A 20987-nucleotide genomic window follows, 5' to 3' on the forward strand; every position below is an offset into this window, starting at 1 on the left:
TTGGCTTAATTCAAAATTTCAATCTTATTAGGACTTTAATCATGGCAAAAGCATTAGAAGGGGTCAAAATTCTTGACTTCACACACGTTCAATCTGGCCCAACATGTACTCAGTTGCTTGCTTGGTTTGGTGCAGACGTAATCAAAGTAGAAAAATCAGGTGAAGGCGATGCCACTCGTGGTCAATTGCGCGATATCCCTGATGCAGATAGTTTGTATTTCACCATGTTGAACCACAACAAGCGTTCAATCACTGTCAATACGAAAACTCCAAAGGGTAAGGAAATTCTGGAGCGTTTGATTAAGGAGTGTGATGTTCTTGTTGAGAACTTCGCTCCTGGCGCACTAGACCGTATGGGTTTTTCTTGGGAGCGTATTCAAGAGCTCAATCCTATGATGATCATGGCTTCAGTAAAAGGCTTTGGCCCTGGTCCTTACGAGGATTGCAAAGTTTATGAAAACGTTGCTCAATGTGCTGGCGGTTCAGCGTCAACAACTGGTTTTGATGATGGCCCTCCTATGGTGACTGGTGCGCAGATTGGTGACAGTGGTACTGGCCTGCATTTAGCATTAGGAATTGTGACTGCACTGTATCAACGCACTCACTCTGGTCGTGGTCAAAAAGTATTGGCAGCAATGCAAGATGCGGTATTGAATTTGTGCCGCGTGAAGTTGCGCGATCAACAGCGCTTAGAGCGCGTTGGTTTGATGCAAGAGTACCCGCAGTTCCCTAATGGAGAGTTCGGTGATTCAGTGCCTCGTGCAGGTAATGCTTCAGGCGGTGGTCAGCCTGGTTGGATTGTGAAATGCAAAGGCTGGGAAACAGATCCAAATTCCTACATGTATGTCATCGTACAAGCCCCTGTTTGGGAGGCGATTTGCAAGGTAATCGACCGAGAAGATTGGATTACGGATGTGCGATTTGCATCCCCAATGGCGCGCTTGCCACATTTGATGGAAATTTTCGGTGAAATCGAAAAATGGACAATGACAAAGACGAAGTTCGAAGTCATGGATATCTTGAACAAATACGATATTCCTTGTGGTCCAATTTTGTCGATGAAAGAGATCGCAGAAGAGCCGGCATTGCGCGCTACTGGAACTGTTGTTGAAGTGGATCACCCAATTCGCGGCAAATACCTCACTGTTGGTAACCCAATCAAGATGTCTGATAGCCCAACGGATGTAACTCGTTCGCCGCTACTCGGTGAGCATACCGATGAGATCCTTCACGAACTCGGCTATTCAACGGATGAGTTGATTAGTCTTCGTCACGATAAGGTTATCTAAGATGCGTGTTGCGCTGATTGGAAGTGCGGATTTTGGTAAGGCGGCATTAGAGGCTTTTTTGGATCGTGGTGACGAAGTCGTTGCCGTTTTTTGTCCGCCGGATAATCCAAAATCTAGCAAACCTGAGGCGCTGAAAGAGGCGGCTATTGCAAGAGGCTTAAGCCCCTTGCAATTTGCCTCTCTCAAGGGCCCTGAAGCAGCGCAAGCAATGATTGATAGCCAGGCGGATATCTGTGTGATGGCCTATGTGCTTCAGTTTGTGCCGCAAGAGCTTTGCAAAATTCCTAAGCATGGCACGATTCAATATCACCCTTCCTTATTGCCCAAGTACCGTGGTCCTAGTGCCATTAATTGGGCAATTGCATTAGGTGAAGAAAAAACAGGCCTGACAATCTTCCGTCCATCTGATGGTTTGGATGAGGGTGAAATCATTTTGCAAAAAGAAGTTGCTATTGGACCTGACGATACATTGGGTAAAGTCTACTTTGATCACTTATTTCCAGTTGGAGTGAAAGCACTTCTTGAGGCTGCTGATCTAGTGCTTGCAAATAAGCATCAAGAAGTTGTTCAAGATGAATCGCAGGCGAATTACGAAGGCTGGTTTGATGCAAATGCTGCTCAAATCCACTGGGCCACTCACATTACTCAAATTTATAACTTAATACGTGCATGCAATCCTGCACCGGGTGCTTGGACTAAGTTTGGCGAGCAAAAAGTACAGATCTACGATTGCCACAAGCATGTAGCAGCTACCTTTGGATCCGTTAAAGGCAAGCCAGGTGAAATCACTCAAATAAATTTGGATTCATTCTTTGTCGCCTGCCATGGTGGGCAGATCGAAGTCCTTAAGGCAAAAGGCGCTGCTGGAAAAGTAACGGGTGCTGAATTAGCTAAAGAGTTGAGTTTAGAGATCGGGCACTTCTTCGCACTATAAGCCACAACAACCTAGAAATTAAATTTCTAGGTTATCAATCAAACGTGTTTTACCAAGCTTGGCAGCTGTCAGAATCACCAGCGGCTCGCCAGCTTGCAAGCTTTCATCTGAGGCTGGTGCTAAATCGCTTTGCTGGCGAATCGCAATGTAATCGGGTTGCCAGCCACGGCTAGTCAGAAGATTTACCGCATTCTTCTCAATCTCAATTAGTGAATGCGCATTGCGCTCGCTTAAGTCCATTACGCGTGCCCGGACTTCCTTTAAAGCCTTCTGCAGCTCAGGCGCTTCTGCGCGCTCTTCAACTGAGAGATAGCCATTGCGAGAGGAGAGGGCAAGACCATCTTCAGCCCGAATCGTTTCACCAGGAATAATTTCGACTGGGAGAGCAAACTGTTTTGCCATCTGACGAATAATCATCAACTGTTGATAATCTTTTTTTCCAAACACTGCAACTTTGGGTTGGACGCAAGACAAAAGCTTGAGTACAACAGTGCACACACCTTTAAAGAAGCCGGGGCGGAACTCCCCTTCCAGGATGTCGCCTAGCTGCTGTGGCGGATCTACACGGTACTCTTGGGGCTGTGGGTAGAGGTCTCTTTCAGTTGGTGCAAATAAGATATACACACCTTCTTTTTCCAGCTTATCGATATCTGCCTGCATCGTGCGCGGATAGCTATCAAAATCTTCATTTGGTCCAAACTGGAGGCGGTTAACAAAGATACTAGCGACAACTGGATCACCATGTTGTCTGGCAAGGCGCATGAGAGATAAGTGACCCTCATGGAGGTTGCCCATGGTCGGCACAAAGGAAGCGCGATTTTGTCCACGTAAGTGGTCACGCAACTCTTGTATATCGCTAATTATTTTCATGCAACAGGGGTATAGGCGAGACGCACATAAATTGGCGCATATGGCTCAGCCTGAGTAATTTCAACTAAGGCTTCGCGAGAGAGCTCTAGCATCGCAATAAAGTTGACGATTACTATCGGAATGCCTTTGCCAGACTTAATGGCTTCTTCGAATAGCTCGCCGAACTCGACGAATTTAGTGCTTTGTAAGCGACGCAGAATGCGTGTCATGAAATCGCGTACGGATAGCTCTTCACGAGTAATCGTGTGGTGCTGATTGAGTTTTGCACGATGCAACACATCACGCCAAGCCATTTGTAGATCATCTTGATTGACCTCAGGCCAGGTGACGGCAACAGTAGTGTCAACATACCCATGAGCGATTTGGAAGTCACGCCCATGCTGCGGAATTTGATCCAGATCTTGCGCAGCGAGCTTCATACGCTCATATTCCAAGAGGCGGCGAACCAGTTCAGCACGTGGGTCTTCAACCTCTTCATCGCTATCAGCCTTCTTCATTGGCAATAGCATGCGCGATTTAATCTCGATCAACATAGCGGCCATCAATAAGTACTCAGCAGCGAGTTCTAGGTTGTGATGACGGATTTGATCGATGTAACTCAGGTACTGTTGGGTCACCTGTGCCATCGGAATATCAAGTACGTTGAAATTCTGTTTGCGAATGAGGTAAAGCAGGAGATCGAGCGGACCTTCAAATGCCTCTAGAAAAACCTCTAAGGCATCAGGTGGAATGTAGAGATCTGTTGGGAGCTTAAATAAGGGCTCACCATATAACTTGGCGAATGCCGCAGACATTCCATCGGTAACCGACGGAGTGCTATCGAGCAACTCAGATTGAACGCTTGGCTCAGATCCCAAGGAACTACCTGAGTTAGTCATTCGAGTAGACGTAAGCGCGCTGCTTTAATTTGGCTGCTTTAGCGCGACGTTGATCTTCAGTAGTTAAAGGTTCCTTATCCCAGAGGAGGGCGCGACCAGCTTGTTGACCTGCCTCGAGGTGCGGTTTCTCAGATTTAAGTTCATTTAAGAACTGGGTGAATTCGGATGTATACCTAGCCATCATATTTCCTAAAATTCTCAATTAATTCAATAACTTGCAAAAATTACCATGCAGCAACTGACTGCTTAGCCCATCATTATTAACGATTTTCCCTACAAACCTGCCGACTTTTTGGCTAATTCCTAGAAATTCGCCATTTTGAGGCTGTTTTTATAGGTTTGCAGCCAATAAAGCCTCGATTTGAGGCGCCTCGACACGGCTCATGAGGTGTTTGTAGGCTTTGATTGGATTTTGGCTGGAGAGCGGCGTTTTAAGGTCATTCCAGGTCATGGTGGGGACCGAGAGGAAGTCCTCAACTCCCGCTGTGACTTGAGGCAAGATCGGCTTGAGATAGAGACTTAATAGGCGGAATGCCTCCAAGGTCACACTGCAGACTCCTTGCAAGTCAGATTCTCGGCCCGGATCTTTGGCGATTTCCCAAGGCTTGTTTTCATCAACGAAGGCGTTGACCTTATCTGCCAGCTCCATGATGGTACGTAGTGCTTTGGCATATTCACGAGCTTCATATAGCTCAGCAATTTTTTCACTGGCGGATCTAATATCAGCAAGCAATGCATTGTCCATTGCTGCATCAGAAACCACGCCGCCAAAACGCTTCACCAAGAAGCCAGCGCTACGACTTGCGATGTTGATGTACTTGCCCAATAGATCGCTATTGACTCGCGCAACAAAGTCTTGGAGGTTTAAATCCAAATCTTCCATGCTGTCATTTAGTTTGGTCGCAAAGTAATAGCGGAACCACTCAGGATTAAAACCAGATTCAATTACGCTATGCGCAGAAATCAATGTGCCACGCGACTTACTCATTTTCTCGCCATCGACAGTGAGGAAGCCATGAGCAAATACATTGGTTGGTGTGCGGTAGCCTGCGAAGTGCAGAGTTGCTGGCCAAAAGAGTGTGTGGAAATACAGAATGTCTTTGCCAATAAAGTGGTACTGCTCGGTTGTTGTATCGGGCTTAACCCATTCCTCAAAGTTCAAGTCTTTGCTCTGGCAGTAGTTGAGGAAGCTAGCGTAGTAGCCGATCGGCGCATCAAGCCAAACATAGAAATACTTGCCAGGCGCATCAGGGATTTCAAAGCCAAAGTAGGGGGCATCACGGGAGATGTCCCAGTCACCAAGCTTGCTATCTCCTGGCTGGCCAACCCATTCCTTCATTTTGTTGCGAGCTTCAGGTTGTAAGGGAGTTTTTACTTGAGTCCACTCACGCAAGAAAGTTTCACAGCGAGGATCGGATAGTTTGAAGAAGTAATGATCGGAAACCTTTTTAATCGGTGTTGCACCACTCACTACAGAGAACGGGTTTTTTAAATCTGTTGGGGAGTAGGTTGCTCCGCACTTTTCACAAGAATCGCCATACTGATCTTTAGCACCACACTTAGGGCATTCGCCTTTAATAAAGCGATCCGGCAAGAACATCTCTTTAACGGGGTCATACGCTTGCTCAATCGAGCGCATTTCAATCAAGCCAGCATCGCGTAACTTGAGATAAATGCTTTGAGATAGCTTTTCATTCTCGGGACTATCTGTCGTGTAATAGTTATCGAAAGAAATTAAGAAATCATCAAAGTCACGCTTATGTTCTTTCCAAACATTGGCGATAAGTGCTTTTGGAGTAAGACCCTCTTTTTCGGCACGCAACATGATTGGAGTGCCGTGGGTGTCATCAGCGCCAACATAGTGGACTTCGTGACCACGCATTCTCTGAAAGCGCACCCAAATATCCGTCTGGATATATTCCACCAAATGCCCAATGTGAATCTGGCCATTGGCGTAAGGCAAGGCGGATGTAACTAGCAGGCGACGTTTGGGGCTACTCATGCGGGCTTAAAAGAAATAAATTCAACAAATGGGAATACAAGATTATGGGGCTTGAGCCCTCACTTCAGCACTAATTTTAGTCTGCGGTTAAAGTTAATACCGATTTGAACCTATTTAAGAGGCGTTTTATGGCTTTGCCCCACAACATTCAGATGTCTAACGCTTCCGTGCCCTTGGTGCACGAGGTGCAGATCATGGATGAGGCAGGCCGCATTAAGACCACCCATATTCCTGGAGAGCGCCCTTTAACCATTTACTTGGATAAGCGAGAGGTCGTCACCTTGATGACCTTAGGGAGCGCCCCTGAAGCCCTCGTATTGGGATATTTGCGTAATCAGCGCCTAGTAGAGTCCCCAGACGATATTGCTAGTATTCAGGTGGACTGGGAGACGGATTCAGCTGCCGTTAAAACCCATCGCAGCACGGTGGACATTGATGCTCTTACCAGTAAGCGCGTGGTGACTACGGGTTGCGGGCAGGGCACGATGTTTGGCGGCTTGATTGAGGAGATGGCAGAAATTAGATTGCCAGACGGCCCTCAATTAACCCAAGAGGCAATTGTGGCCCTCATCGACAGCATTCGAGTTCATGACACCATCTATAAGAAATCGGGTTCGGTTCATGCCTGCGCTGTTTTTGAGCGTGATGGCAACAATAATGTCCGCCTTCTGCATTTCATCGAAGATGTTGGGCGGCATAACGCCGTAGATTCAATCTCGGGCCTGATGTGGCTGGCAGATAAGCAGGGCAAAGACCTAATCTTTTTCACTACCGGGCGCCTCACCTCGGAGATGGTCATTAAAGGGGCTCAGATGGGCATTCCTTTCTTGTTGACCCGCTCTGGCGTGACCTTAATGGGTTTGGAGCTTGCCCGCAAAACCAATCTCACACTTTTATCCCGCTGCTCTGGCAAGCATTTTGAGATCTTCAACGCCCCAGAGAGGGTGATTTTTACCTCCTTGCCTGCTACCTTGTAAATTCGTGGTCATAGGCCCTGCGATGGTTTTACAATTCGGCCATGACTATTAAATCTGACCACTGGATCCGCCGTATGGGCGAGCAAGGCATGATCAGCCCATTTGAACCAGGGCAGGTCCGCCAAGATGCCGCCGGGCAAAAAATCGTGAGCTATGGCACTTCAAGCTATGGCTATGACATTCGTTGCGCTGATGAGTTCAAGATTTTCACGAACATCAATAGCACTATCGTTGATCCCAAGAATTTCGACGAGCAATCCTTTGTAGATTTCAAGGGACCAGTTTGTATCATCCCTCCTAATTCTTTTGCCTTGGCAAGAACCGTTGAGTACTTCAAGATACCGCGCAGTGTATTAACAGTGTGCGTTGGTAAGAGTACTTATGCGCGTTGCGGAATTATTGTGAACGTCACTCCATTTGAGCCGGAGTGGGAAGGTTACGTCACACTCGAGTTTTCTAATACGACTCCATTACCTGCAAAAATTTATGCCGGTGAGGGATGTGCACAAGTTTTGTTCTTTGAAAGCGATGAAGTGTGCGGCACATCGTACAAAGATCGTGGCGGTAAGTATCAAGGCCAAGTCGGCGTAACTTTGCCGAAGACTTAATCTATTTAATCGCCGTATTGGCGAATTTAAAGGCTACTCATGAAATTTCGTTTTCCAATCATCATTATTGATGAGGACTTTCGTTCTGAAAATATTTCAGGTTCGGGTATTCGCGACTTAGCGGAAGCCATTGAAAACGAAGGTATGGAGGTGATTGGCTTAACTAGCTATGGAGACCTCACATCCTTTGCGCAGCAGGCATCCCGCGCCTCTAGCTTTATTGTGTCTATTGATGATGAAGAGTTTGTTTCTGACTCTGAAGACCATGACTTGCCAGCATTAAATAACTTGCGCGCCTTTATTACTGAAGTACGTAAGCGTAATGAAGATATTCCAATCTTCTTATATGGTGAGACTCGTACTTCACGTCATATGCCAAATGACATCTTGCGCGAGTTACATGGTTTCATTCATATGAATGAAGATACGCCAGAGTTTGTGGCGCGTCATATTATTCGTGAGGCGAAGGTGTACCTAGACTCATTAGCGCCGCCATTCTTCCGCGCGCTGACTAATTACGCATCTGAAGGCTCTTACTCTTGGCATTGCCCGGGCCACTCTGGTGGTGTCGCTTTCTTGAAGAGCCCAGTGGGTCGCATGTTCCATCAATTCTTTGGCGAGAACATGCTCCGCGCTGACGTTTGTAATGCGGTGGAAGAACTGGGTCAGCTGTTGGATCACACTGGTCCTGTATTGCAAAGTGAGCGCAACGCTGCGCGTATCTTTAATACTGATCATTTGTTCTTTGTAACCAATGGCACATCCACATCAAACAAAATTGTTTGGCACTCTACTGTTGCCCCTGGTGATGTGGTGCTGGTGGACCGTAATTGTCACAAGTCAGTGATTCATTCGATTACGATGATGGGCGCGATTCCTATCTTCTTGATGCCAACCCGTAATCATCTGGGCATTATTGGTCCGATTCCAAAAGAAGAGTTTGAATGGAAGAACATCAAGAAGAAAATTGATGCCAACCCATTCATTAAAGATAAGAACGTAGTGCCACGCGTCATGACGCTCACTCAAAGTACTTATGACGGTATTGTCTATAACGTCGAGATGATTAAAGAGATGCTTGATGGAAAAGTAGACTCATTGCATTTTGATGAAGCTTGGTTGCCGCACGCTGCATTCCACCCTTTTTATAAGGATATGCATGCTATCGGCGCAGATCGCAAGCGCACCAAAAAGAGTTTGATGTTTGCTACCCAATCAACTCATAAGTTATTGGCCGGCCTCTCTCAAGCTTCGCAAGTATTGGTGCAGGATGCAGAAGAGCACAAGCTCGATCGCGACTGCTTCAATGAAGCCTACTTAATGCATACCTCGACCAGCCCGCAGTACGCCATCATTGCCTCTTGCGATGTATCTGCTGCCATGATGGAAGCTCCTGGGGGTACAACATTAGTGGAAGAATCCATCGCAGAGGCAATGGATTTTCGTCGCGCAATGCGCGAAGTGGATGATAAGTTTGGTGCAGACTGGTGGTTTAAGGTCTGGGGCCCAGATCATTTAACTGAAGAAGGCATTGGCGAGCGTTCAGATTGGATTCTGGAGCCAAATGCAAGCTGGCATGATTTTGGTAATGTTGCCAAAGATTTCAATATGCTTGACCCCATCAAGGCGACTGTAGTGACGCCTGGTTTGGATGTTGAGGGCAACTTTGGTTCAATGGGTATCCCAGCAAGTATTGTTACTAAGTACTTGGCTGAGCACGGCGTGATCGTAGAGAAGTGCGGCTTGTACTCCTTCTTCATCATGTTCACCATTGGTATTACTAAAGGCCGTTGGAATACTTTGGTGACCGAACTACAGCAATTTAAAGATCACTTTGATAAGAATGCCCCATTGTGGAAAGTACTCCCAGAGTTTGTGGCTAAACATCCTCGCTATGAGCGGGTTGGTCTTAAAGACATCTGCCAGCAAATTCATGAGTTCTACAAGAGTCGTAATGTAGCTCGCATGACGACTGAGATGTACACCTCAGACATGGTGCCCGCAATGATGCCTTCAGAAGCTTGGGCGAAGATGGCGCATAAAAAAGTAGATCGTGTTCCCTTGGATCAATTAGAAGATCGGATTACCGCAATGCTGGTAACTCCATATCCTCCAGGCATTCCACTTCTCATCCCGGGCGAGCGCTTCAATAAACGCATCATTGACTATCTCTACTTTGCTCGTGACTTCAATGAGCGCTTCCCAGGCTTTGAGACCGATATTCACGGTCTGGTTAAAGGAGATATCGATGGACGAAGTGAGTACTACGTTGATTGTGTAAGGCAGGAGCCGGATATTACTTTGTAAAGTACGTCTGCATGCCTGCTAAATAAAAACCACCTGTAGGTGGTTTTTATTTGCCTTGCTTATCCAGTTGAAATAATACTGGCGCATCTTCATCTGCCTTGTTTGGTGATGTATCTGATTCAGCCTCACCACTTCCAGTGAAGTTAAATTCTTGACTCTGGACCACTGCTGCAGGCTTATCCATGAAGGTGGTGACTAGTGCTGGGAATGCCGCTACAACAATTACCATAATCAGTTGTAGGGCAACCCAAGGTAATGCGCCCCAATAGATGTCACTGCTCTTCACTTCTTTCGGTGCTACCCCACGAAGATAGAACAGCGCAAATCCAAACGGTGGATGCATAAATGAGGTTTGCATGTTCACGCACAGCATGACGCCAAACCATACCAGTGCAGCACTGGCTGCGGCCTGGGGATTGCCATTCATGGAGGCAAGTAGAACCGGTGCAAGTAGTTTGACTGCGACTGGTGCTAATAAAGGCACAACGATGAAGGCGATTTCAAAGAAGTCCAAGAAGAAAGCCAAAAAGAATACAAATAGATTCACAAGCACTAAGAAGCCAACCCATCCCCCCGGCAGATTAGAAAACAATTCTTCAATCCAGTGGCCGCCATCAATGCCCTGGAAGACAACCGAGAAGCAAGTGGAGCCAATCAAGATGAAGACCACCATGGCAGTAATGCGCATCGTGTTTTGATAAGCCTCTTGAATCAATCCTTTGAGATTGGGGATGCTGGCTCTGCGTATCCAGGCTAAAAGCAATGCACCCATCGCACCCATGGCGCCTGACTCGGTTGGAGTGGCAATGCCAGTCATGATGGTTCCCAGTACCAAGAAAATCAGTACTGCCGAGGGAATGATTCCCAAGAGGCATTTTTTCCAGAGTGCCCAGCCTGTGAGGGTGAGTTCGTTATCAGGGGCGGCGGGTAGATAGTCGGGTCTAAAGCGAGCAAGGAAGAATGTGTAAAGAGCAAAAAGAGCAATTTGTAAAAGAGATGGACCCCAGGCGCCTAGGTACATGCTCCCCACATCAGCACTACCACTCTGAGTTTTGAGTTGGTCAGCCAGGACAATCAGCACTAAAGATGGTGGAACTAGTTGGGTAATGGTTCCAGAAGCCGCTAAAACGCCCGTAGCGTAGCGCATGTTATATCCATAACGCATCATCACAGGCAGGGAGATCATCGCCATGGCGATCACCTGAGCGGCCACAGTACCGGTTATCGCCCCGAGAATGAATCCGACAATAATGACTGAGTAACCCAGACCCCCGCGAATGCGCCCAAAGAGCTGACCCATGGAGTCCAGCATTTCTTCTGCAAGACCGCAGCGCTCTAGAATGGCGCCCATAAAAGTAAAAAAAGGAATTGCTAGTAGTAGGTCGTTAGCAAGGACGCTGCCAAATATACGCTGAGGAATGGCCTGCAAAAAAGGCATGCCAAAGAAATTCTCAGTAATCGCTATGCAAGCAAAAAACAATCCCGCAGCCATTAAAGAAAAGGCTACTGGAAAGCCGATCAACATAAACACAATCAATCCACCAAACATCAGTGGCGGCATCCATTCAAGCGGAATCATTGCATGGGCTTTTCATAATGGAGATCGGCTACAGGCAATGTTTCTTTACCTTGGAGTGCGCCAATGCGTTTAATGATTTCCGATAAGCCTTGCAGACTCAACATAAAAAAACCAAATGGCACAACCAATTTAATCGGGTAGCGTAATAATCCGCCTGCATTGAGCGAATGCTCTGAGACTAACCATGAGGGATAAAACAAAGTGGTCCACGATAGCCAAGTAAACAGAATGCAGGCCGGCATTAAAAAGACAATCAAACCAAAGAGGTCAATATAAATACGTCCGCGATCAGAAACCTGCGAGTAAATTAAATCGACTCGAACATGTTCATTGCGTTTGAGGGTATATGCGGCACCCAGCATTACGGCAGCAGCAAAGAGGTACCACTGCAATTCTAGCGGCCAGTTGTTACTAATATCCAGGCTATAGCGGAGTAGTGCATTGAGAGCTGATACTACGCAAGACAGCAAGATCATGATGCTGGCTGCTTTGCCCAAGAATTGATTTAGACGGTCAATTCCTGTTGAGAGCGTTCCCCAAAAGCCCATGCAGTTTAGAGATCTGCACGACCCCGTTTAATTGCAGCAAGCACTTGCGCTGGAGCAGTACCGCCAGCATGTTGACGAGAATTTACAGAGCCATCTACCGTTAAGAGGGCAAAGACATCATCACCCATGAGTTCAGGGCGATTATCTAAGCCGCAGGCAAAGCGTAATTCAGACAGAGTGAGATCGGTAAGCATGCAGTTACGACCAACGCAGGCCTTAACGGCATGGGCTACGGCCTCATGCGCATCGCGGAAGGCTAAACCTTTTTTAACCAAGTAATCAGCCAAATCAGTTGCGGTGGCGAAGCCTTCTTCAGCAGCAGCCTTCATCACATCGGCTTTCACCTGAATATGTGGGACCATATCAGCGAAGATACGCAATGTATCTTGCACGGTATCAACAGCATCAAACAGAGGCTCTTTATCTTCCTGGTTATCTTTGTTGTATGCCAGCGGCTGACTCTTCATCAAGGTTAATAAAGAGATTAAGTCGCCGTATACACGACCTGTTTTGCCGCGCGCCAATTCCGGTACATCTGGATTCTTTTTCTGCGGCATGATGGAACTGCCAGTGCAGAAGCGATCCGGTAAATCAATAAAGCCAAAGCGTGGGCTGAGCCAAAGCACAAGCTCTTCAGATAGGCGAGAAACGTGCATCATCAAGATGGAAGCAAAGGCGCAGAACTCAATCGCAAAGTCGCGATCAGATACTGCATCAAGCGAGTTATTGCAGATGCCATCAAAACCAAGAGTCTTGGCAACTTGCTCGCGATCAATTGGGTAGGTGGTTCCGGCTAATGCAGCAGCACCAAGCGGCAGACGATTAAAGCGAGCACGAAGATCAGCCAAACGGCTAGCATCACGGCTAAACATTTCGTAATAAGCCATTAAGTGATGGCCAAAAGTAATGGGCTGCGCTACTTGCAGGTGAGTGTGGCCAGGCATGATCGTGGCAGAGTGGGTCTCCGCAAGATCCAGCAAAGCAATACGCAAGGTTTTGAGGGTGGCTGCAATTTGATCCACGCTACCACGCAACCACAGACGTAAATCCGTGGCGACTTGGTCATTACGTGAACGACCAGTGTGAAGACGCTTTCCGGCATCGCCGACTAATTCCGTTAGGCGAGCTTCAATATTCAGATGGACATCTTCCAGAGCGAGTTGCCAGTTAAATTCACCAGCCTCAATTTCACCCTTAATCTGAGCCATACCCTTTTGAATATCCGCTAAATCTTGCGCGCTAATAATCTTTTGGGTAGCCAGCATTTCAGCGTGAGCCAAAGATCCAGCAATGTCGACTAAGGCAAAACGTTGATCAAAGCCAATGGAGGCGGTATAACGCTGAACTAGTTCGTCAACGGGTTCGTTAAAACGGGCCGACCAAGCTTGGGCTTTGTTGGCAAGGGAATTTTTTGATGAGCTCATAAACGCAGTATATTGGTGTAGGTCTTTGATTATTTTAAATGTTATGTCCCAAACCCCTATTTCTAGCTCCACTTCCCCTGTATCTGGCACACCTCAGCGCCTGGTAATTGCCTCCCGTGAGAGTCGCCTCGCCATGTGGCAGGCGGAACACGTCCGAGATTGCCTTAAAAAGCTCTATCCAGCGTGCGACGTGCAGATTCTGGGTATGACTACCCGGGGAGACCAAATACTGGATAAGGCCCTCTCTAAAGTGGGTGGTAAGGGCTTATTTGTGAAAGAGCTCGAAACTGCCTTGGAAGACGGCCGGGCTGATTTGGCTGTGCACTCCCTTAAAGATGTGCCTATGGTCATGCCTAAGGGTTTTGATTTGTCCTGCGTGATGGCTCGGGAAGATGCGCATGATGCATTTGTCTCTAATGATTACGCCAGCCTAGAGGATTTACCAAATGGCGCGGTGGTAGGCACTTCTAGCTTGCGCCGTGAGTCGGTCCTAAGATCCAAGTTCCCACATTTAGTGATTCAACCTTTGCGTGGCAATTTAGATACCCGTATGGGCAAGCTCGATCGTGGTGAGTATCAAGCCATTATTTTGGCTGCTGCCGGTCTCAAGCGACTAGGTTTGGAAAGTCGTATTCGTGCACTGTTACCGATTGATCCATACACCCCAGCTGCTGGACAGGGTGCGCTCGGTATCGAAACTTTGAGCAAGCATCCCAATATTCAAGAGTGGTTAGCCCCCCTGAATGATTTGCCAACCCTTTATGCGGTCACTGCTGAGCGTATGGTGTCGCGTCAACTCGGTGGTTCTTGTGAGGTACCTTTAGCGGCTTATGCCACATGGGATCAAGATCATATGAATATCCGCTCTTTTGTCGCCAGTGTCGATGGCACTGCAAGTTGCTTGGCTAGTGCTCAAGGCGCTGTAAAAAGTGTAGAAGATGCGGAAGCACTTGGACTCTCGGTTGCACGAGATCTGATTGCTCAGGGTGCAGAGCGTTTATTGCCAAACGGTCTACCTAAGTAAAACCCAATGAGCAACAAGACTATTGTCATTACCCGTCCCAGCGGACAGGCACGTCAATTGTCGGAAGCCTTACAAGCAAGTTTAGTAGATAGCGGGTTTACGAAAGACACAGTCCCCCAGATTATTTCTTTGCCACTACTGACAATTGTCCCGAAGGGTGATGATGTTTTAGCAGGGCGGATCACTGCAGCACTCAAGTCTGCAGACCTAGCAATTTTTGTTAGCCCCAATGCAATTGAATGCACGATGCGTTTGCTGGAAAGGTCTTGGCAAGAGGTGTCTGATCGGCCATTACCAATAGGTGTGATGGGAGGAAGTAGTTTGGCAGCCCTCAATAATCACGGTATTGGTCTCGAGGGCAATGCGACAAAAATTATTCTTCCTCAGAGTAATGCACAGTGGGATTCCGAAAGTCTTTGGTCTGAATTGCAGGCCCTGAACTGGGAATGGTCGACCAAGAAAGTCATCATCTTTAAGGGCGAGGGTGGGCGCGACTGGTTGGCTGAAACTTTAAAACAGGCTGGGGCGCAAGTTGAGGCTTTCTCTGTTTATACCCGCGTACCATTAGATCTCAACAGTTCCGCTTGGAATGATGTCCATGAGATGGATTTTGCAAAATCACTTTGGTTGCTTACCTCATCTGAGGCAGTGCGTTATTTGGGTCAAGCAACATTGTCGCTCGATCTCGCATCAGCAATGTGCCCGCATCACAATATTGCTAGTGCAGCAGAACAAATTGGGTTTGGTAAGGTATTTACTTGCGAACCCGGTGACGAGGCTTTAATTGCCGCATCACGAGCTTGGCTATCCGTTTAATTGCTAGGGTAGTTCAGTAGCGCCGGTAGAAATACTTCACTCACCAGGAGTTGACGCCCCTTCAGTTGATAGAGCGTACGTCTTGCCCAACTCACAGAGGGAAGCTCTGGGTATTGCTGGAAACACTTTTTCCATAAGGCGCTTCGTTTATCCAATCTAGTAATTTCACGTAAAGGTTTTTTCTTGGAGTGCATGCGTGTTTTAGCAAACAACACCGCTCCTAAAGGTTTCTTTCCTAAACGTAAAATCTCGTGATTACTGCCACTAGAACTACTGATGGGAATAATGCTGTGAGCCATGACTAGTGGAACACCGTTTACACAAAGCAGCACTTCACGGATACGACAACGTTTGATCTTGAAATGAAAATAGCGACTCTCGTCGCTATTTAGGTTTTGCCGGCAATCTCGCAGAACTACTACCTCTAGTTTTTGTCCGATTGCGCGTTCAATTTTTTGGGTTAAAGAACCGGTATCACTTAGCCAGGCCTGCCACTTGCGTGGCGCCTGATGCAATTCACCGGAATCGACTCGATTCCATGCAGAACGGAGACGACGACGGTGATTCATTTTTAGCTACCGCTAAAGTTTCTGCGTTGACCGCCAGATTTTGGTTTAGCAAAACGTGGACCAGCGGATGGACGTGAGTCAGCAGAACGTGCAGGGCGTGAATCAGCAAATCGATTGCCACCAGCAGGGCGTGAATCACCAGATGGACGGGAATCGCCAGAGCGAGATTCGAAATGATTGCCTGAGCGATTACCACCGCCTCCGCCACCAGAACGAGACTCTGAGCGGGCACCAGAACCATAACGACCGCCACCGCCACCAGAACGGTTGCCACCGCCGAAGCCGCCACCAGAGCGACCGCCACCTGGGCGACCACCGCCACCACCAAAGCTAGGCTTAGCTTGTGGCTCAAGGCCGGCAATGACTGAAGCAACGATATCTTGCTGTGTAAAGCGTTCGATGTTGCGAATCTTGGCGCGATCACGATGCTCAACTAAAGTGATAGCAACACCATTGCGACCAGCGCGACCAGTACGACCGATACGGTGCGTGTAGTCCTCAGGTTTCATTGGCAAGCCAAAGTTAATCACGTGACTAATACGTGGCACATCAATACCGCGAGCCGCTACGTCAGTCGCAACCAAAATCTTGGTGTGACCTTTACGTAAAGATTCAAGACGGCGCATACGAACAGCTTGAGGCATTGCACCGTGTAAGGCGCTAGCTTCGTAACCATTGGCACGTAAGGTGTCAGCAATTTTTTCACTTTCAACTTGAGTGCTTGCAAACACAACTGCTTGATCCAAAGAGGCATCAGCCAAAATGTGCTCAAGCAATTTATGCTTGTGTGACATGCTGTCAGCCCAGTGCAGCTTCTGTTCAATGTTCGCGTGCTTTTCACCAGCATGAGCAAGCTCAATACGTTTAGCGTTGGTAGTCAACTCATTGGCCAAAGACATAATCTTTGGTGCAAAAGTTGCAGAGAACATCAAGGTTTGGGTGCGACCAGCACAACGCTTATCAATCGCCTCGAGATCATCAGCAAATCCCATGTCGAGCATGCGATCGGCTTCATCGATAACGAGTTGCTTAACATCATCCAAGCGAATTGCTTTACTGTCAGTCAGGTCGAGCAAGCGACCAGGGGTTGCGACAACTAACAATGCGCCTTTCAGGGCTTGGATTTGCTTGCCATAAGGCATGCCGCCCATGACGGTTGCAATACGGATACCTTTCATGCCGCGAACTAAGTTCACTGCATCTGCGGCAACCTGTTGAGCTAATTCACGAGTAGGACAGAGCACCAACACTTTAGGTTGTGCGCGACCTGGTACAGGTGAGCCGTTTGGGTTGTCTTCGATCAGTTGATTAATCAAGGGTAATAAAAAGGCTGCGGTTTTACCGCTACCAGTTTGGCTGCTGACTAATAAGTCACCGCCAGCGAGAGCCGCAGGGATAACCTGAGCTTGCACTTCAGTGGCTTGGGTATAACCCAGTTCAGCAACGTTTTTAAGGAGTGGCGCCGCGAGGGCGAAATTCTGGAAATCATTTCCAGAGGGATTGGTTTCTTTAGAAAAAGTCATGCTATTACACATCCCTTTCAAGGGATGTCTCCGTGTATACACTCTCTGTTTTTTATTGAGTGTGATGGTCAAAGGCATCGACCATCAGACAGGCGGCAGCGCGATTTTTAACTTCGGTGTTTATGACTTCTAAACGATGCGCTGAAATATAGCTGGGGGGCGATGAATCAAATTGCTTTAAAAAGCCTCTCATTATGGCATTTTGAGGAGCCAATTACAAGGGTTTTCCCGAATTTAATTATGATGGGCTGATGAATTGGTTTATTTCTCCTTCAAGTGTTGGCATCGTCGACTTCCCCACCTATTTGCTGGGCGTGATTTTTACCATCTTATTTCCCGGTCCAAATTCTCTGTATGTATTAACGATTGCTTCACTGAAAGGTTGGCGTGCGGGAGCGTGGGCATCGCTCGGGATTTTTATTGGTGATGCCATTCTGATGATGGGTGTTGCTCTAGGAGCCGCTACCTTACTCAACTCATCGCCATCCACATTTAACTTCATACGTTTGCTAGGTGCCGCTTATTTGGCATGGATGGGTTATGGGTTCATACGAGATGGAATGCGGCGTTGGCGTGGAGATCAATCAGTTATTACTAAAGATGTCGGAGCGCATTATTTAAGCTCAGTGCACCCCTTGGTTGCTTCCTTGACATTGTCCTTAACTAATCCCAAGGCGATCTTTTTCTTTGTTTCATTTTTTGCGCAGTTCATTCAACCGGGCTACGCGCATCCTGCTCACACCTTTTTGTATCTTGCTGTTGTGCTACAGCTGGTCAGCATGACTTACTTGACTGGTTTGATATTTTTAGGACAATATTTTTTGGGCTTCTTTAAAAAGCACTCTCGCTATGCTGCGATTCTTTGGATTATCGTTGGGATACTTTTAGTCGGATTTGCTACAAAGCTATTGCTCTAGCCCTGAACCCAGCGATAGTATTTATTTGAGCCAGCGTAATAAGCGCTCAACACCCTTGCGATAAGGTGGCCTTGCCAATTTGGTTCCACCTAAGAACTTGAGACCCAAGAAGCCGCGAACCTCTAAGACGGATTTGCGATGACTGAATGCATCAAAACCTGCTCTGCCATGATAGGCACCCATACCACTTCCGCCGATGCCGCCAAAAGGTAAATCCTCTATTGCTGCATGCAAGAGGGTGTCATTGATTGTTACACCACCAGAACGAGTTTCATTGAGAATTCGCTGCATTACCTTTTTCTCTTTACCAAACCAGTACAGGGTTAATGGCTTAGGCCGTTCATTGATATAGCGAATGATGGAATCAAGATCATTAATAGTTATGATTGGCAGAATGGGCCCAAACACCTCTTCTTGCATGACGAGCGCATCTTCAGAAACATTCAGGAGTGCCACAGGCATGAATGCCAGCCCAAGATTGCTAGGAGGAGAAAGCAAAGGAATTGCTTTTGCCCCGCGATTCACCGCATCTTTAACCAGTTGATGCCAACGCGCTAACTGATGTTCATCAATTGCACCTGTGAATTCTTCCGGATTGGAAAATTGTTCTTGAGCGGCATTTTGCAATTCCTGAATAAAGGTTTCGCTAACACTTGAGTGAACTATGGCGTAATCCGGGGCAATACAGGTTTGACCACCATTCACTAATTTGCCATAAATAATGCTTGCGGCTGCATCTTTCATTTTGGCAGATGGGTCAACAATCGCTGGCGATTTACCGCCTAGCTCAAGAGTGATTGGCGTTAGATGGTCTGCAGCCGCACGCATCACTTTCTTGCCAATGTTGCTGGAGCCAGTAAAGAAGAGATGATCGAATGGAAGTGCTGCAAAAGATTCTGCAACTTCAGTGCCGCCAACGGTGACACAAAATTCGATCGGGTGAAAATACTCTTGAATTAATGTCGCCAAGAATCCAGAAGTGCGTGAACTTCTTTCTGAAGGTTTGAGCCAAACTCGATTACCCGCCGCAAAAGCCGCAATAGCAGGAACTAATGCTAGTTGGACCGGGTAATTCCAGGGGCTCATGATGCCCACCACGCCCATGGATTGCATTTGGGTCCAAGCATGAGAGGAGCCCAAGAATGCTGGTGTTGAGACTAGTTGCGGCTTCATCCACTCTTTGAGATGCTTACGGACATGTTTACATGCCTGATAGACCATTTGAAATTCTAGGAGTCGACTCTCAATCGAATGACGAGTACCAAAATCTGCGGCTAAGACTTTGCAGATCTTTTCTTCATTAGCGGCGAGCATTTTTTCAATTCGACCAATTCGTTCAAGGCGAACCGCTACTGTGGGGTTTGGTTCTGCGGCGTAGGCTGCCTTGATTTCGTCTAATTGGAGTGTGAAACGATTTATCGACATGGGGTTTTATGTGAAGCAAGCAAATGATTGAATAAGGTATTAGGATAAAGGTATGAACAACACTATCCTTAAAAATGACCTCATTCTTGAGCGCGCCACCTTAGGTGGTGGCTGTTTCTGGTGCCTGGAAGCGGTTTACCAGCAAATCATAGGTGTCAGCGCTGTAGTTTCGGGGTACGCGGGAGGGGCGTTAGCTAATCCCGATTATGAATCCGTTTGCTCAGGTCAAACTGGCCATGCTGAAATCGTTGATGTCTATTTCGATCCGACGATAGTGTCTTATCGTGATTTATTGGAAATCTTTTTTGTCATTCATGATCCAACTACCTTGAACTATCAGGGTAATGATCATGGTACTCAATACCGATCAGTGATTTTTATTCACAGTGAAAGTCAAAATGTCACTGCCCATGAGGTGGTCAAAGAGTTGGAGAATGCAAAGATCTACTCCAATCCAGTAGTGACTCAAATTGATGTTGCGCCCGTTATTTATCCAGCCGAGGATTATCACCAAGATTATTTCCGCCAGCATCCTGGGCAGGGTTACTGCAGGGCAGTTGTTGCTCCTAAGTTAGCTAAATTTAGAGCCAAGTTTCAATCTCGGATTGCGCCAGAGTTTCGCTAAGCAATCAAATCAAGTGTGGTCGAATCTGTTAGGGTGCTAGGCGAGTAATACGCCATTGAGTCCCATCGAATTGATAGTGAATGCGGTCATGTAAGCGCGATGGACGCCCTTGCCAGAATTCAATTTCAGTAGGGCATAAGCGATAGCCTCCCCAGTGATCGGGTCTAGGTGGTTTATCTCCAAAGTCGGCCGCGAAGCGCTTTTCAGCTTCTTCAAGAAATTCTCGATTCGGAATTTCAGCGCTTTGAGGTGATGCCCAAGCACCAATTCTGGAGGCTGCTGGGCGAGACTGGAAATATTCATCGCTCTCGGCAGTGCTGACCCGCTCAACCCCCCCTTTAATACGAACCTGACGCTCTAGTTCATGCCAATGAAACAGTAGGGCAGCCTGTGGTCGAACAGCTAACTCTTTCCCTTTTTGACTATCGTAATTAGTAAAGAAGGTAAAGCCAGTCTCATCCGCCCCTTTTAGTAAGACAATACGGGCTGATGGATTGCCTGCTGCATCTGCAGTGGCCAAAGTCATTGAGTTGGGTTCTGGACACTCCGCTTTAATAGCTTGATCAAACCAAAGCTGAAATAAGCTCAGTGGATTGGGTGGAACCTCAGTCTCTGAAAGTTGACCGAAGGTATAGTTTTTGCGAAGTTGAGCGATGGAGTCCATTTTTTCAG

At 47.3% G+C, this 20987-nt stretch carries 21 protein-coding genes; 9 read left to right on the top strand and 12 right to left on the bottom strand.

The features are described 5' to 3' along the window. Window positions 1–41 precede the first annotated feature (41 nt). Both frc and FD975_RS02900 read left to right on the top strand, forming a co-directional pair. Window positions 42–1289 carry a formyl-CoA transferase gene (frc, locus tag FD975_RS02895; protein ID WP_215302958.1) on the top strand — a complete coding sequence of 416 codons (1248 nt, stop codon included), beginning with the start codon at window positions 42–44 and terminating at the stop codon, window positions 1287–1289. Window position 1290: 1 nt separating this feature from the next. After that, a complete protein-coding gene (locus FD975_RS02900; RefSeq protein WP_215302960.1) occupies window positions 1291–2223 on the top strand; it encodes a methionyl-tRNA formyltransferase in 933 nt (310 codons plus the stop codon). Window positions 2224–2241: 18 nt separating this feature from the next. On the opposite strand, the gene panC is transcribed toward FD975_RS02900, so the two are convergent. The 4 genes from panC to metG form a co-directional block, all read right to left on the bottom strand. Next, window positions 2242–3093: a pantoate--beta-alanine ligase gene (gene panC, locus FD975_RS02905; protein WP_215302962.1), complete on the bottom strand. Its 852-nt coding sequence runs from the start codon at window positions 3091–3093 to the stop codon at window positions 2242–2244. Further along, window positions 3090–3971 carry a ScpA family protein gene (locus tag FD975_RS02910; protein ID WP_215302964.1) on the bottom strand — a complete coding sequence of 294 codons (882 nt, stop codon included), beginning with the start codon at window positions 3969–3971 and terminating at the stop codon, window positions 3090–3092. The genes panC and FD975_RS02910 overlap by 4 nt, the downstream gene beginning before the upstream one ends. Beyond that, window positions 3964–4152 (bottom strand): DUF3460 family protein, encoded by a 189-nt coding sequence (locus FD975_RS02915; protein ID WP_114692435.1) that lies wholly within the window; start codon window positions 4150–4152, stop codon window positions 3964–3966. Before FD975_RS02915 ends, FD975_RS02910 begins: the two co-directional genes overlap by 8 nt. Window positions 4153–4302: 150 nt before the next feature. Further along, entirely contained in the window at window positions 4303–5973 is a 1671-nt protein-coding gene (metG, locus tag FD975_RS02920; RefSeq protein ID WP_215302971.1) for a methionine--tRNA ligase, read from the bottom strand. Window positions 5974–6107: 134 nt separating this feature from the next. Between metG and FD975_RS02925 the strand changes: the two genes are divergently transcribed. From FD975_RS02925 to FD975_RS02935, 3 genes are read left to right on the top strand one after another with little or no spacing between them, the layout of a single operon-like run. Continuing rightward, complete coding sequence (locus FD975_RS02925) at window positions 6108–6950, top strand: formate dehydrogenase accessory sulfurtransferase FdhD (RefSeq protein WP_215303789.1); 843 nt, start codon at window positions 6108–6110, stop codon at window positions 6948–6950. A 41-nt stretch (window positions 6951–6991) separates the two neighbouring features. Next, entirely contained in the window at window positions 6992–7558 is a 567-nt protein-coding gene (dcd, locus tag FD975_RS02930; protein WP_041484826.1) for a dCTP deaminase, read from the top strand. A gap of 39 nt (window positions 7559–7597) precedes the next feature. Further along, window positions 7598–9865, top strand: coding sequence for an arginine/lysine/ornithine decarboxylase (locus FD975_RS02935; protein WP_215302973.1), 2268 nt, complete (start codon window positions 7598–7600; stop codon window positions 9863–9865). Between the two features lie 46 nt (window positions 9866–9911). Here the strand turns inward: FD975_RS02935 and FD975_RS02940 are convergent, their stop codons facing one another. Genes FD975_RS02940 through argH form a run of 3 tightly spaced genes read right to left on the bottom strand, consistent with a single transcriptional unit; the run spans window position 9912 to window position 13416 of the window. Then, window positions 9912–11444 (bottom strand): TRAP transporter large permease subunit, encoded by a 1533-nt coding sequence (locus tag FD975_RS02940; protein WP_215302974.1) that lies wholly within the window; start codon window positions 11442–11444, stop codon window positions 9912–9914. Next, a complete protein-coding gene (locus FD975_RS02945; RefSeq protein WP_215302975.1) occupies window positions 11441–11992 on the bottom strand; it encodes a TRAP transporter small permease subunit in 552 nt (183 codons plus the stop codon). Before FD975_RS02945 ends, FD975_RS02940 begins: the two co-directional genes overlap by 4 nt. A 5-nt stretch (window positions 11993–11997) precedes the next feature. Continuing rightward, complete coding sequence (gene argH / locus FD975_RS02950; RefSeq protein ID WP_215302976.1) at window positions 11998–13416, bottom strand: argininosuccinate lyase; 1419 nt, start codon at window positions 13414–13416, stop codon at window positions 11998–12000. A gap of 43 nt (window positions 13417–13459) precedes the next feature. Here argH and hemC point away from each other — a divergent pair, with 43 nt between their 5' ends. Together hemC and FD975_RS02960 are read left to right on the top strand one after the other, a co-directional pair. Next, window positions 13460–14440: a hydroxymethylbilane synthase gene (gene hemC / locus FD975_RS02955; RefSeq protein ID WP_215302977.1), complete on the top strand. Its 981-nt coding sequence runs from the start codon at window positions 13460–13462 to the stop codon at window positions 14438–14440. Window positions 14441–14446: 6 nt separating this feature from the next. After that, complete coding sequence (locus FD975_RS02960; protein WP_215302978.1) at window positions 14447–15256, top strand: uroporphyrinogen-III synthase; 810 nt, start codon at window positions 14447–14449, stop codon at window positions 15254–15256. On the opposite strand, the gene FD975_RS02965 is transcribed toward FD975_RS02960, so the two are convergent. Genes FD975_RS02965 through FD975_RS02975 form a run of 3 tightly spaced genes read right to left on the bottom strand, consistent with a single transcriptional unit; the run spans window position 15253 to window position 17541 of the window. Continuing rightward, complete coding sequence (locus FD975_RS02965; protein WP_215302979.1) at window positions 15253–15825, bottom strand: chorismate lyase; 573 nt, start codon at window positions 15823–15825, stop codon at window positions 15253–15255. The two genes, FD975_RS02960 and FD975_RS02965, sit on opposite strands and share 4 nt — an antisense overlap. Before the next feature lie 2 nt (window positions 15826–15827). Beyond that, entirely contained in the window at window positions 15828–17348 is a 1521-nt protein-coding gene (locus FD975_RS02970; protein WP_215302980.1) for a DEAD/DEAH box helicase, read from the bottom strand. Window positions 17349–17400: 52 nt separating this feature from the next. After that, window positions 17401–17541, bottom strand: coding sequence for a hypothetical protein (locus FD975_RS02975; RefSeq protein WP_215302982.1), 141 nt, complete (start codon window positions 17539–17541; stop codon window positions 17401–17403). Window positions 17542–17599: 58 nt separating this feature from the next. Between FD975_RS02975 and leuE the strand changes: the two genes are divergently transcribed. Beyond that, a complete protein-coding gene (gene leuE / locus FD975_RS02980) occupies window positions 17600–18265 on the top strand; it encodes a leucine efflux protein LeuE (protein ID WP_215302983.1) in 666 nt (221 codons plus the stop codon). Between the two features lie 21 nt (window positions 18266–18286). Here the strand turns inward: leuE and FD975_RS02985 are convergent, their stop codons facing one another. Further along, on the bottom strand, window positions 18287–19690 hold the full coding sequence (locus FD975_RS02985; RefSeq protein ID WP_251371402.1) for an aldehyde dehydrogenase family protein: 1404 nt from the start codon (window positions 19688–19690) through the stop codon (window positions 18287–18289). A gap of 52 nt (window positions 19691–19742) precedes the next feature. Between FD975_RS02985 and msrA the strand changes: the two genes are divergently transcribed. Continuing rightward, window positions 19743–20315 (top strand): peptide-methionine (S)-S-oxide reductase MsrA, encoded by a 573-nt coding sequence (gene msrA, locus FD975_RS02990; protein WP_215302985.1) that lies wholly within the window; start codon window positions 19743–19745, stop codon window positions 20313–20315. A gap of 28 nt (window positions 20316–20343) precedes the next feature. Here the strand turns inward: msrA and pdxH are convergent, their stop codons facing one another. After that, window positions 20344–20979 (bottom strand): pyridoxamine 5'-phosphate oxidase, encoded by a 636-nt coding sequence (gene pdxH / locus FD975_RS02995; protein WP_215302986.1) that lies wholly within the window; start codon window positions 20977–20979, stop codon window positions 20344–20346. Window positions 20980–20987 lie beyond the last annotated feature (8 nt).

Source organism: Polynucleobacter sp. AP-Jannik-300A-C4, assembly GCF_018688335.1.
In the GTDB taxonomy this organism is placed as follows: domain Bacteria; phylum Pseudomonadota; class Gammaproteobacteria; order Burkholderiales; family Burkholderiaceae; genus Polynucleobacter.

What these genes read in the sequence shown, in the direction of transcription:
- FD975_RS02910 (WP_215302964.1), bottom strand. Translation starts at nt 3,971, where the DNA reads ATGACTAACTCAGGTAGTTCCTTGGGATCTGAGCCAAGCGTTCAATCT.
- FD975_RS02900 (WP_215302960.1), top strand. Translation starts at nt 1,291, where the DNA reads ATGCGTGTTGCGCTGATTGGAAGTGCGGATTTTGGTAAGGCGGCATTA.
- FD975_RS02975 (WP_215302982.1), bottom strand. Translation starts at nt 17,541, where the DNA reads ATGAGAGGCTTTTTAAAGCAATTTGATTCATCGCCCCCCAGCTATATT.
- FD975_RS02935 (WP_215302973.1), top strand. Translation starts at nt 7,598, where the DNA reads ATGAAATTTCGTTTTCCAATCATCATTATTGATGAGGACTTTCGTTCT.
- panC (WP_215302962.1), bottom strand. Translation starts at nt 3,093, where the DNA reads ATGAAAATAATTAGCGATATACAAGAGTTGCGTGACCACTTACGTGGA.
- metG (WP_215302971.1), bottom strand. Translation starts at nt 5,973, where the DNA reads ATGAGTAGCCCCAAACGTCGCCTGCTAGTTACATCCGCCTTGCCTTAC.
- FD975_RS02960 (WP_215302978.1), top strand. Translation starts at nt 14,447, where the DNA reads ATGAGCAACAAGACTATTGTCATTACCCGTCCCAGCGGACAGGCACGT.
- argH (WP_215302976.1), bottom strand. Translation starts at nt 13,416, where the DNA reads ATGAGCTCATCAAAAAATTCCCTTGCCAACAAAGCCCAAGCTTGGTCG.
- frc (WP_215302958.1), top strand. Translation starts at nt 42, where the DNA reads ATGGCAAAAGCATTAGAAGGGGTCAAAATTCTTGACTTCACACACGTT.
- pdxH (WP_215302986.1), bottom strand. Translation starts at nt 20,979, where the DNA reads ATGGACTCCATCGCTCAACTTCGCAAAAACTATACCTTCGGTCAACTT.
- FD975_RS02945 (WP_215302975.1), bottom strand. Translation starts at nt 11,992, where the DNA reads ATGGGCTTTTGGGGAACGCTCTCAACAGGAATTGACCGTCTAAATCAA.
- FD975_RS02970 (WP_215302980.1), bottom strand. Translation starts at nt 17,348, where the DNA reads ATGACTTTTTCTAAAGAAACCAATCCCTCTGGAAATGATTTCCAGAAT.
- dcd (WP_041484826.1), top strand. Translation starts at nt 6,992, where the DNA reads ATGACTATTAAATCTGACCACTGGATCCGCCGTATGGGCGAGCAAGGC.
- FD975_RS02965 (WP_215302979.1), bottom strand. Translation starts at nt 15,825, where the DNA reads ATGAATCACCGTCGTCGTCTCCGTTCTGCATGGAATCGAGTCGATTCC.
- FD975_RS02985 (WP_251371402.1), bottom strand. Translation starts at nt 19,690, where the DNA reads ATGTCGATAAATCGTTTCACACTCCAATTAGACGAAATCAAGGCAGCC.
- FD975_RS02915 (WP_114692435.1), bottom strand. Translation starts at nt 4,152, where the DNA reads ATGGCTAGGTATACATCCGAATTCACCCAGTTCTTAAATGAACTTAAA.
- leuE (WP_215302983.1), top strand. Translation starts at nt 17,600, where the DNA reads ATGAATTGGTTTATTTCTCCTTCAAGTGTTGGCATCGTCGACTTCCCC.
- hemC (WP_215302977.1), top strand. Translation starts at nt 13,460, where the DNA reads ATGTCCCAAACCCCTATTTCTAGCTCCACTTCCCCTGTATCTGGCACA.
- msrA (WP_215302985.1), top strand. Translation starts at nt 19,743, where the DNA reads ATGAACAACACTATCCTTAAAAATGACCTCATTCTTGAGCGCGCCACC.
- FD975_RS02940 (WP_215302974.1), bottom strand. Translation starts at nt 11,444, where the DNA reads ATGATTCCGCTTGAATGGATGCCGCCACTGATGTTTGGTGGATTGATT.